Below are 476 nucleotides of genomic sequence, written 5' to 3'. Positions count from 1 at the left end.
GGTCGGTGCCCCGGGGGTGGGGGACGTTGTCCCGCGGGCCCCGGCACCGAGCCTTCCGACCACGTGCCTCCGGACGGATGAATACGCGCCGTACCCCTCCCCCGGATGCTCCGGGAGGTCACCGGTTCGGCTCCCCGGGCCATCCCCGGACCTCGAAATCACCGGTAGGTTCGCCCTGTGTCGAACCATCATTTGTCATCTTGTCGCATCAGCGCGGTTCCCGTGGATGCGCTGCGTGCCGGTACCACCGGGACGACCGGTGCCACCGATGCGCCTGATGCCGACGGTGCGGCCCGCACCGCCGGGAACCACCGGCCGGCACGGACGTCCCCGGGCGCCGGACGCCGTCGCGTCGGACTCGTCCTCGGCGCGCTCCTGCTCCCCGGCCTGCTGCTGACCGCTCCGGCGGCCGCCGCCGACGACACCGACGGCTCCCGCCCGGCCGCTCCCGCCGCCGCCCCGGCCGGGAGCGGCGG

General features: G+C 75.4%; 1 pseudogene. It reads left to right on the top strand.

From position 1 onward, the window contains the following. Positions 1-222: 222 nt before the first annotated feature. Positions 223-476, top strand: a pseudogene (locus FNQ90_RS26455) (hypothetical protein); the annotation flags it as partial.

Origin of the sequence: Streptomyces alkaliphilus (assembly GCF_014141535.1) — a bacterium.
Classification (GTDB): Bacteria; Actinomycetota; Actinomycetes; order Streptomycetales; family Streptomycetaceae; genus Streptomyces; species Streptomyces alkaliphilus.
This window is presented reverse-complemented; position numbering and strand designations above follow the sequence as displayed.